The following is a 10250-nucleotide window of genomic DNA, read 5'->3' on the forward strand; positions in this document are numbered from 1 at the left end:
GCTGCTACGGCACAAGCTGCCCCAATCGATCCACAGGAACGGCATCCTTCGGCAGCTCGTACTCGAATTTGACCTTTTTATTGATATCGCTCTGGAAGAGGTCGAAATGAACGTCGAGCTTCATGCCTTTCGCCGCATCCGTCGATTCCGCCTGAATCGTGCCGGATTCGTACGTCAAATAATCGTCCGTAATGCCGCCGGTGATATCGAAAGTCCTGAGCGTGACCGTCTCCTTCAGCTTCTCGGCCGTCAGCGCGTCTTTGGCCGCATCCAATTGCTCCTCGGACAGCTGCAGCGTCTTCCGATATGCCTCGTTCTTCAGCAGCAGCTCGATCACTTGGGGGATCGCCTTGCCCGCGATGGCCGTCAATGCCTCGTCCGCTTGCCGCGAATCAATATTCATCCGTATGTACCGGTCAGCCTTATGATCGTCCGGCACGCCCTTGACGTCCGCTGCCTTCGGTTCGCTGAGATACGTCCGCTCATCCAAGCTGTCGAACAACGCCCTAGCGGCGTCCTGGCCCAGCTTCAGCGTTTCCCCGTCTCCCGGCACGCTTGAACCGCCCTGTTCCTCTGCCAGCTTCTTGGCATCGATGACCGCGAATCGGCCAGCAACCCCCTCCGATATCCCCAGTCCCGGAAACTCAGGTACCTTAACATAAATCTTGTCCGCCGCCACGATGATCGGAATCGACAGCGTAATCTTCACATCGCCCGTGCCGAGCGTCGCGTCGAGCGTCAGCTCGGCATGCTGCGGGTCCTGTTGGACAACGCCATGCACCTGAATGACGGCTCCCTTCAGCAGCGCAGGCAGCGCCGCCATCAGCATGGCATCCTTGTTCGTCGCGCTGCCCGGCATTTGGGGCAGCCGAACGTCGTTGATCGTGAAGGTGCCTTTGTATGTGAACGTCTTCGCGGCATTCGTCTTCGCCATCGCGTCCAGCAGGACTTCCTTGGGCGAATCGGACGAGCTGCAGCCCGCGGCCATCGTGATTCCTGCCATGAACAGCACAAGCGTGCCGCGTTTCCATGCTTTCATCCGGCATTTCCCCTCTCTTCTTGCCCACTCCCATTTTACCCCATCGGAAAAGGGTCTGAATAGCGTCAAAAAACGCGGCAAAGAGCCCGCCGAGCCGATTCATTCGGCAGCAGCGGGCTGGGGATGCGGATGAAGTGCGGTTAGCCTTCCGGATTATGATGGCTCACGTGGTTCGCCTGCTTCGTCTTCTTGGAGCCGGACAACGGCTCCTGCGGCTGCGAAGCTTTGCGGGATCTGGACGGCTGTCCGTCGCCCTCGTACGGGTTTTGAACGGGAACGCTCTTCGGCTTGCCCATTTGCATGCATCTCCTTTTAAGCCTAGGTTAGCTGCGGGAATGGAACAGATCGGTCGGTTCGTCATGATTGAGCTGATCCTGGTGGCGGCGGTCGTTCGTATCCTGCTGAAGCTGCTGCGCTTGATGGCTGTTGACCGGATTTCGGTCGAGATCCTCGACCACGTTGCTTAAATTTTTATCGGCTTTGCCCTTGACCTTCGTCATGCATTCGCACGCTCCTGTCTATGCTTGGCGTTGGCGTTAGCGCGGTTTACGCATGCGTCAGCTCATGAAGCGCTTGGGCGCATTCATGAATATGGCGCGTATAGTCTTCCACCAGCTGCTGGATCATATCGGTACGTTCATCGATCGAGCGGCCGTCCTTCTCCACGTCGATCAGCGTCGTCCGGATCTCGCGGCTGTCCACGTACGTCACCTTGAAATCAAGGCTGTACATCTGATGGCCGGCCGTATGGATCGTGATCCGCAGCGCCTTGGGATCGGCTTCGTCGGCCTGCACTTCGGCGCGATCCGCCTCTTGAATGGCGTCGGGCAAAGTGCGCTGCCACGCTGCGGTCAGTTCTTGCTGATCGATGGACAATTCATCGCGTTTGCTCATTTGACTCACCACCTCCATGCGGATAATATGCGGCTCCGGCGCCGATTTTATGCGACTGCGCAGGCAGCAAAGAATGCAAAAAAGCGCCCGGGCAATTACATCGCCCTGAGCGCCGTTCGTTGGTTATAGGTGGCGGAGAGAGTGGGATTCGAACCCACGTGGGCTTGCACCCTAACGGTTTTCAAGACCGCCCCGTTATGACCGCTTCGGTATCTCTCCATCCAAGCATGAACCTCGTTTTCCAAAAAGGTCACTGACGTATTGTACCACAGGCCAAATTACATTCGCAACTGCAATCTCAGCCTGCGGCCGGCGTCCTGCCGCGATTAACGATGGCCGATGACCTCGAGACCGCCCATGTAAGGACGCAGCACTTCAGGCACGATCACGCTGCCGTCCGCTTGCTGGAAGTTTTCCAGAATCGCCGCCACGGTACGGCCGACGGCCAGACCCGAGCCGTTCAGCGTATGCACGAACTCCGGCTTGCTCTTTGGTTCCGGACGGTAACGGATATTCGCGCGGCGTGCTTGGAAATCTTCGAAATTCGAGCAGGAGGAGATCTCGCGGTACGAGCCTCCGCTTGGGATCCAGACCTCCAGGTCGTACGTTTTCGCCGACGTGAAGCCCATATCGCCCGTGCAGAGCGTCAGCACGCGGTAAGGCAGCCCAAGGAGCTGAAGCACTTTCTCGGCATTCGCGGTCAGCTTCTCCAGCTCCGCGTAGGAGTCCTCCGGCTTTACCAGCTTCACCAGCTCGATCTTGTTGAACTGATGCTGGCGGATCAAGCCGCGCGTATCGCGTCCGGCGGAACCCGCCTCGGAGCGGAAGCAGGCGCTGTAGGCGACGAAGTTCTTCGGCAGCTCTTCCGCGGACAGAATTTCCTCCCGGTGCACGTTCGTGACCGGCACCTCTGCCGTCGGAATCAGGTAATATTCCGTATCCGCCACTTTGAACAGGTCCTCTTCGAACTTCGGCAGCTGGCCGGTTCCGATCAGGCTGTCGCGATTCACGATATAAGGAGGGAGAATCTCCTCGTAGCCGTGCTGGTCGCTATGTAAGTCCATCATGAAGTTGATGAGCGCACGCTCCAGGCGGGCGCCTAGACCGCGGTAGAACACGAAGCGCGAACCCGTGACCTTAGCTGCGCGTTCGAAGTCCAGAATGTTCAGCTCTTGAGCCAGCTCGAAATGCGCCTTCGGCTCGAACGCGAACGTCGGCACTTCGCCATGACGGCGAATTTCCACGTTGTCCTCCTCCGAAGCGCCGACGGGCACGCTTTCGTTCGGGACGTTCGGAATCGCGAGCATTAATTCGGCGATCTCCGCTTCGGCCGAACGAATCTCTTCGTCCAAGGCTTTAATCCGGTCGCCGACCTCGCGCATTTCCACGATCAAGGCTTCCGCGTCGCCGCCGCTCTTCTTCAGCTTCGCCACTTCTTGGGAAACGGTATTGCGGCGGTTCTTCAACTGCTCCGTCTCCTGCAGCATGTCGCGCCATTTACCGTCCAGCGCCGGGAAACTCGCGATCAGATCAAGCGATTTTCCGCGATTCGCGAGCGCTTGCTCCACTTTGGCAAAATCATTCCGTAGCAGTTTTACGTCGAGCACGTGTGGTGATCCCCTCTCAGCATCTAATGATCTACTTATCAGTGTTTCCAAAACGGCATATACTCCAAACCGCTTGCCCTCCGATTGCCGCGGACGGGTAGGACCGCCATTACGGCAAAAAGACTGCGCTTCCGCAGTCTCCAGCCCTTATTCTTGTGCCGCTTCCTTGGCCATGGCCAGGAAATACGCATGCAGACGATAATCGTCCGTCAGCTCCGGATGATACGACGAAGCCAGTAGATGACCTTGCCGTGCCGTTACGATCTCGCCCTTGTACTCCGAGAGCACTTCGACGGTCGGAGCGACTTCTTTGATGAGCGGTGCGCGAATGAAGACCGCGCGTACCGGCTCGTCGATGCCCTTGATGTCCAGATCCGTCTCGAAGCTCTCGCGCTGGCGGCCGAAGGCATTCCGGGCCACGGTCATGTCCATCAGCTGCAGATGCGCTTCTTCCTGCCCTTCGATACGATTCGCCAATACGATCAAGCCGGCGCAGGTGCCGAATATCGGCTTGCCTTGCCCCGAGAATTCGCGAATCGCGTCAATAAAGCCATATTTGCGCATCAACTTGCCGATCGTCGTGCTCTCGCCGCCAGGGATGATGAGGCCATCCAATTCCTGAAGCTCTTCGATGCGCTTCACGGCTACGCCTTCTCCGCCCGCCGCTTCGATGCTTCTTATATGTTCCGCAACGGCGCCTTGCAGCGCCAATACGCCAATCTTCATCGCTTTACCGCCTTCTTTCCGTTCTTAGAAGCCGCGGTCTTGCATGCGCTCGGAAGGCGCCAGCTTCGAAATCTCGATGCCTTTCATCGGCGTACCCAGGTTTTTGGATACTTCCGCGATCAGCTTGTAATCCGTGTAATGCGTCGTCGCTTCCACGATGGCGCGCGCGAAACGCTCCGGATATTCGGATTTGAAAATACCGGATCCGACGAATACGCCGTCAGCGCCCAGATGCATCATCAACGCCGCATCGGATGGCGTCGCTACGCCGCCGGCTGCAAAGTTAACGACAGGCAGCTTGCCCGTTTCGTGTACGTCCAGGAGGAGATCGTAAGGTACGCCGAGGTTTTTCGCCTCATGGTACAACTCGTCTTTGGAGAGGTTTTGCACTTTACGGATTTGGCCCGTAATCAGACGCATATGGCGAACGGCCTCAACGATGTTGCCTGTTCCCGGCTCGCCTTTGGTACGGAGCATTGCCGCGCCTTCTTGAATGCGACGGAGCGCTTCGCCAAGGTCTTTCGCGCCGCACACGAACGGAACCGTGAAATCGCGCTTGGAGATATGGAATACTTCGTCGGCCGGCGTCAGCACTTCGCTTTCGTCGATGTAGTCCGCGCCGAGCGCTTCTAGCACGCGGGCTTCCACGTAATGGCCGATACGCGCTTTCGCCATTACCGGGATCGAGACGACTTTCATGACTTCTTCGAGAATCGTCGGGTCAGCCATGCGGGCTACGCCCCCGGCAGCGCGAATATCGGAAGGTACGCGCTCGAGAGCCATGACGGCCGTTGCGCCTGCCGCTTCGGCGATCTTTGCTTGCTCGGCATTCATGACGTCCATGATGACGCCGCCTTTTTGCATTTCAGCCATACCGCGTTTTACGCGCGAAGTTCCTGTTTCCATGTTCGTGAATCCTCCTAAAAGTTTTCTGCCTGTCTTCTTGTGAAGGAGCTTCTGCGTGGCAGAAAACTCGCTTCGAAAGCATCGGCTAAGTTTTTGCGTTGCTTCCTGGAGAAGCCTCTTGCGAGCAAACACCCGCCCCGGAAGCGCAAGCTTAGTTACTATATACTTCCCGTTATCCGGACTAGCTCTAACCATTAATTTTACAGCATGCGAGGATAATCGACAACCATCAATTCATGTGACCGAAGGTGCCTCCCCGACATCCTTTTTTAGAACAAATCCATGATGCCTTTGAACAATCCGGAAATAAAGCCGCCCAGTCCGCGGAACATCAGACGCCACCAGCTCGCCTTCTTGACGTCTTCGGACGTGACCAGATTCACGGTTTTATCGATCGATTTGCCCGTATCGGGATCCTTGTACGCATAGGTTGCCGTTCCGACGACCGTCCCGCTCGCGATGGGCGCTACCAGCTCTGCGTCGGATTTCAGTTTCACGCTGCTCAGCGTAACGTTAGGCGTGGCATTCTTCTTGACCAAGAACGAGATGTCGGATGCCGTCACGATCGGCACTTCTTTCGACACGCCCTTCTTTATTTTGACCGTCTTATTGGTTTCTACAACCGATTTCGGCGCAACGACCGTCTTTTTCTCAAAATTATCGAAACCGTAGTCGAAGAGCTTCGCGGTTTGAACGAACCGCGCGGACTTTGAATTCGCATCCATGACGACCGAGATCAACCGCAGGTCGCCTCGCTTGGCCGTTCCCGTGAAGCAATAGCCCGCAGAGCCGATGTAGCCGGTTTTCATGCCGTCCACGCCGGGATACGCGTATTGTTTGAAGCTCGGAATGCTTTTGTTCGTTTCCAGCATCCAGTTCAGATTCACCATCGGCGTCTTGTCGCGCTCCCGGAACTTATAGCTTGGCGTTTTGGAGAAATCCAAAAATTCCGGATGCTTCTTGATCAGGATGCTTGCGAATTTGGCCAAGTCGCTCGCGGAGATGACCGTGGTGTCCGCAAGTCCCGTCGCGCCGGTAAAATGGGCCGATTTCAGCCCCAGCGCCTTCGCCGTTTCATTCATCTTTTGAACGAACCCTTGCTCCGTGCCGCCGATGCGGTCGGCAAGCGCGATGGTGGCATCGTTGGCCGATTGCACGGCCATGGCCATATATAAATCCTTCACCGAATGCTGGTCGCCTTCGGCCAAGTAGATTTGGGAACCGTCCGGCGGAATCGAAGCCGCTTCTTTCGTTGCCGTTACCATGTCCGTCATTTTCAAGCGCCCGGCGGAAATTTCCTCCAGCACGATGTATTCCGTCATCAGTTTGGTCATGCTTGCCGGTGGGTGCGGCGTGTCGGCGTCGACGGAATAAAGCACCTGCCCCGTATCGGCATCTATGAGAATCGCCGAGCGGACCTCTAGTCCAAGCGGGTTCGGCGTTACTACGTACGTGTCGGCGTGGGCGGCATGGGAGCCGAGGTTAGTCGTAAGCATCACGGCAATGACAGTCGCGCAAATGGTCGGTACAAAACGTACCCGTCCCTTCTTCCGTTTCAACGTCTTCTCTCCTCATCTATCATTAAATTCACTCTAGTATTGTAACACAAAGCAGGCCGTATAGATAAAAGAAAGACAGGAAAACGGCGAAGCTCGCCATCTTCCTGTCGCTTCCTTCCTTATAAACGAATGCGGACGGGCAAAAGTTACTGCTGCCGCCGCTGCTGGTCCAAAACCGTCGATTACAGCGAATAATTCGGCGCTTCCTTCGTGATTTGCACGTCATGCGGGTGGCTTTCGCGCAACCCGGCGTTCGTGATGCGAACGAACTGCGTGTCGTTCTTCAAGGCATCGATGTCCTGCGCGCCGCAGTAGCCCATCCCGGAACGCAATCCGCCGATCAATTGATGAACCGTATCCGCAAGCGGGCCTTTGTACGCGACCCGGCCTTCGATGCCTTCCGGAACGAGCTTGTTCTCGTTCTCTTGGAAGTAACGGTCCTTGCTGCCTTCCTTCATGGCGCCGAGCGAACCCATGCCGCGGTATACCTTGAAGCGGCGGCCTTGGTAGATCTCCGATTCGCCGGGGCTCTCTTCCGTGCCGGCAAACAAGCTGCCGATCATGATGGCGCTCGCGCCTGCAGCAATCGCTTTGGTCACGTCGCCGGAGTACTTGATGCCGCCGTCCGCGATAATCGGGATATTGTACGCCCGCGCCACCGAAGCGCAATCGTAGATCGCCGTGATTTGAGGAACGCCGATACCCGCGATGATGCGAGTCGTGCAGATAGAGCCCGGCCCCATGCCCACCTTGATGACGGACGCGCCGGCTTCGATCAGTTCCTTCGTGCCTTCCGCGGTCGCGACGTTGCCTGCCACGAGCGTCAGATGCGGATATTTATCGCGAAGCAGCCGCACCATCTCGATGACGTTCTTCTGATGGCCGTGCGCCGTATCGATGACGAGAAGGTCTACGCCTGCTTGCACGAGCGCCTCCGCGCGTTCTGGCGTATCCTTGGCGATGCCGACCGCCGCGCCGCAAAGCAGCCGTCCCTGCGGGTCCTTCGCCGCATTCGGGAATTGGATCGCTTTCTCGATATCTTTGATCGTAATGAGGCCTTTAAGCGTATTGGAGTCGTCGACAAGCGGCAGCTTCTCGATTTTATGCTTTTGCAGCACGCCTTCCGCTTCTTGAAGCGTCGTTCCTACGGGCGCCGTAACAAGATTGTCCTTCGTCATGACTTCGCTGATTTTCATGGAGTAATCATGGATGAAGCGCAGATCGCGGTTCGTGATAATGCCGACGAGCTTCTGATTGTCGTCCACGACGGGAACGCCGGAAATCCGGTATTTCCCCATGAGCTCTTCCGCATCGTATACATGGTGATCGGCCGTCAGCGAGAAAGGATTCGTGATTACGCCGCTTTCCGAACGCTTCACGCGGTCCACTTCTTCCGCTTGCTGCGCGATAGACATATTTTTATGAATAATGCCGATTCCGCCCTCGCGTGCCATGGCGATCGCCAACTTCGCTTCAGTAACGGTGTCCATACCGGCGCTGATTAGCGGGATGTTCAGTTTCACGGTAGGGCTGAGCGAGACGGATACATCGACTTCCCTTGGCAAAATGTCCGATTTTCTCGGGACGAGCAGTACGTCATCGAAGGTAAGGCCCTCTTTGGCGAATTTAGTTTCCCACACTGAAATGTTCCTCCTCAAACGTTTGCGTGCCTTGTTCGAGCTAAATGTTATGAACGGGTTCGCGCATATTATTGAAATAGTAGCAGAGGGGTTTTAGGCTGTCAAGATTGCTGGCGATCTGCTCCGTTGTCCTGCTTACGAATGATAATCGTACTTGCAGTTCGAGCTCCACAGCAGAAATTCGCGAATGCCCAAATCCCGCGCGGCTTGCACTTGCTTGTTCACCTGCTCCGCTCCGTAAGTTTGATGAGGATGCACCCATCTTGCGGTAAAACTTTGCAGCCATGGCCGGATCGCGGCCGTCGAGGCGTTCCCGCTGCGCATCACCGCGTTCCGGTGCTGAGCATCCGTCAGCGCATGGCGAATAATGGCATACGGACTCAGATCTGGCTGTTTCACGCCGTACATGCCCGTCGAATAATGAGACGGATACGTCATCGGCGATATGACGTCGACCGCGCCCGAAACCCCTCTCCACGACTGTCCTATGCCCATGTCGTTCGTGGATGAAGTCACGAGTCCGAACACATCCGCGGATACCCGCGCTCCCTTTGCATGAATAGGTCCCCGGGCTTCCCGCAAGAAAGACGAGATAATCTGCGGCTTGGATCTTCCCTGCGTGTTATGGTAGCTGACCTCCCGATCCACCTTGCTCCCATTGTCGGGAAACCGCACGTAGTCGAACTGCACCTCATCGAATCCGATAGCGGCCGCCTCCTCGGCTATCGCCGTATTATACGTCCGAACCTGTTGTTGAAACGGATCCAGCCACGCTTTGCCTTGCGCGTCTCGCCAAACCCCGCCGCCGCGCTTCTGAAGCGCCATAGCCGGATGCTTTTTCGCGTAGAGCGGGTCCTTGAACGTCACGATTCGGCCGATCACATAGATGTTCTTCGCCTTCAATTTATGAAGCAGACCCTTAATATCCGAAATGGCCACATGGCGGTCGGCGCCGATAGCCTTCACGACCGGCAACGAAGAATGATAGGTAAGCTGCCCATAATCGTTCTTGACGTCAATGACCATGGCATTCAGATCGGTTTTATCAACTAGTTGAATCAAGCGATCGAGCCGGTGCTTGCTCCCAGCCACCCAACCGGATACATAGATGCCCCGAACTGGCAGATGCCCCGACACGGCTGTGGCTTGAACCCGCTGCTGGCTTGTCCCCACTGTGCTGGTTGATTCGCTTGGTTCGTGGGTTAGGCGGAATTTCGTAACGGTTGATGGACGATGATTCATACGAGGAGCGTGTATCTTTAGCGGGGACGATGTTTTGGCCGACTCCGATGGCAAAGGAGGCAAACTGATTTCCTTCATATGCTCTTGCCCACCGCAGCCTGCAATTCCTAAGGTTATGGCCATGCACAGCAACATGACCCGAGCATATTTCATCATCTCAACGCTCAACTCCCATCAATAAACATTACCTGTAGTATGTTCTCTCGATTGGTTAGAGTTGTGAAGGAGTTCTCCCCAACAATGGATGAATTAGACAGCAATCCTGTAACAAAAAGAAACAACAAAAAGAAAGAACAAAAAACCGACTGCAGTTCTGCAGTCGGTTCATCGTGCTTGGCAACGTCCTACTCTCCCAGGACCCTGCGGTCCAAGTACCATCGGCGCTGGAGGGCTTAACGGTCGTGTTCGGGATGGGTACGCGTGGTTCCCCTCCGCCATCGCCACCAAACGGGCGTCTTCCTCGTCGGAATGCGCGGGCCTTGCTTCTCAGAGCTTCCACCCTGAAAACTGGATACGAACCTTTGCGAAAGGTGTCTTGCTTAGCTGTAGTAGCGAATGTTTTTGGATAAGCCCTCGACCGATTAGTATTCGTCAGCTCCACACGTTGCCGCGCTTCCACCTCGAACCTATCAACCTG

At 56.2% G+C, this 10250-nt stretch carries 10 protein-coding genes, 1 tRNA gene and 1 rRNA gene; all 12 read right to left on the reverse strand.

Annotated elements, in window-relative coordinates; translation table 11 throughout:
* Positions 1–4 precede the first annotated feature (4 nt).
* Positions 5–1039: a hypothetical protein gene (locus GT019_RS25400; RefSeq protein ID WP_161746236.1), complete on the reverse strand. Its 1035-nt coding sequence runs from the start codon at positions 1037–1039 to the stop codon at positions 5–7.
* A gap of 140 nt (positions 1040–1179) precedes the next feature.
* Entirely contained in the window at positions 1180–1335 is a 156-nt protein-coding gene (locus tag GT019_RS25405) for a small acid-soluble spore protein P (RefSeq protein WP_161746237.1), read from the reverse strand.
* 27 nt (positions 1336–1362) lie between these two features.
* The gene (locus tag GT019_RS31645) at positions 1363–1539 is read right to left on the reverse strand and encodes a hypothetical protein (protein WP_201755585.1); all 177 of its coding nucleotides are present in this window, start codon (positions 1537–1539) and stop codon (positions 1363–1365) included.
* 46 nt (positions 1540–1585) lie between these two features.
* Positions 1586–1933, reverse strand: coding sequence for a hypothetical protein (locus GT019_RS25410; RefSeq protein ID WP_161746238.1), 348 nt, complete (start codon positions 1931–1933; stop codon positions 1586–1588).
* Positions 1934–2063: 130 nt separating this feature from the next.
* Positions 2064–2152, reverse strand: a tRNA-Ser gene (locus GT019_RS25415).
* A 107-nt stretch (positions 2153–2259) separates the two neighbouring features.
* Complete coding sequence (serS, locus tag GT019_RS25420; RefSeq protein ID WP_161746239.1) at positions 2260–3540, reverse strand: serine--tRNA ligase; 1281 nt, start codon at positions 3538–3540, stop codon at positions 2260–2262.
* Between the two features lie 147 nt (positions 3541–3687).
* Complete coding sequence (gene pdxT / locus GT019_RS25425; RefSeq protein WP_161746240.1) at positions 3688–4266, reverse strand: pyridoxal 5'-phosphate synthase glutaminase subunit PdxT; 579 nt, start codon at positions 4264–4266, stop codon at positions 3688–3690.
* A 24-nt stretch (positions 4267–4290) separates the two neighbouring features.
* Positions 4291–5172: a pyridoxal 5'-phosphate synthase lyase subunit PdxS gene (pdxS, locus tag GT019_RS25430; RefSeq protein WP_161701373.1), complete on the reverse strand. Its 882-nt coding sequence runs from the start codon at positions 5170–5172 to the stop codon at positions 4291–4293.
* A 269-nt stretch (positions 5173–5441) separates the two neighbouring features.
* Complete coding sequence (locus GT019_RS25435) at positions 5442–6731, reverse strand: D-alanyl-D-alanine carboxypeptidase family protein (RefSeq protein ID WP_235949267.1); 1290 nt, start codon at positions 6729–6731, stop codon at positions 5442–5444.
* A 182-nt stretch (positions 6732–6913) separates the two neighbouring features.
* Entirely contained in the window at positions 6914–8371 is a 1458-nt protein-coding gene (gene guaB / locus GT019_RS25440) for an IMP dehydrogenase (protein WP_161746241.1), read from the reverse strand.
* A 135-nt stretch (positions 8372–8506) separates the two neighbouring features.
* On the reverse strand, positions 8507–9544 hold the full coding sequence (locus tag GT019_RS25445; RefSeq protein ID WP_407945104.1) for a putative glycoside hydrolase: 1038 nt from the start codon (positions 9542–9544) through the stop codon (positions 8507–8509).
* Positions 9545–9944: 400 nt separating this feature from the next.
* A 5S ribosomal RNA gene (rrf, locus tag GT019_RS25450) occupies positions 9945–10061 on the reverse strand.
* Positions 10062–10250 lie beyond the last annotated feature (189 nt).

Origin of the sequence: Paenibacillus glycinis, from assembly GCF_009909185.1 — a bacterium.
In the GTDB taxonomy this organism is placed as follows: Bacteria; Bacillota; Bacilli; order Paenibacillales; family Paenibacillaceae; genus Paenibacillus_Z; species Paenibacillus_Z glycinis.

Excerpts from the sequence above, each read along its gene's own strand:
- GT019_RS25405 (WP_161746237.1), bottom strand. The coding sequence starts at position 1,335 with ATGGGCAAGCCGAAGAGCGTTCCCGTTCAAAACCCGTACGAGGGCGAC.
- GT019_RS25410 (WP_161746238.1), bottom strand. The coding sequence starts at position 1,933 with ATGAGCAAACGCGATGAATTGTCCATCGATCAGCAAGAACTGACCGCA.
- GT019_RS31645 (WP_201755585.1), bottom strand. The coding sequence starts at position 1,539 with ATGACGAAGGTCAAGGGCAAAGCCGATAAAAATTTAAGCAACGTGGTC.
- pdxT (WP_161746240.1), bottom strand. The coding sequence starts at position 4,266 with ATGAAGATTGGCGTATTGGCGCTGCAAGGCGCCGTTGCGGAACATATA.
- pdxS (WP_161701373.1), bottom strand. The coding sequence starts at position 5,172 with ATGGAAACAGGAACTTCGCGCGTAAAACGCGGTATGGCTGAAATGCAA.
- GT019_RS25400 (WP_161746236.1), bottom strand. The coding sequence starts at position 1,039 with ATGAAAGCATGGAAACGCGGCACGCTTGTGCTGTTCATGGCAGGAATC.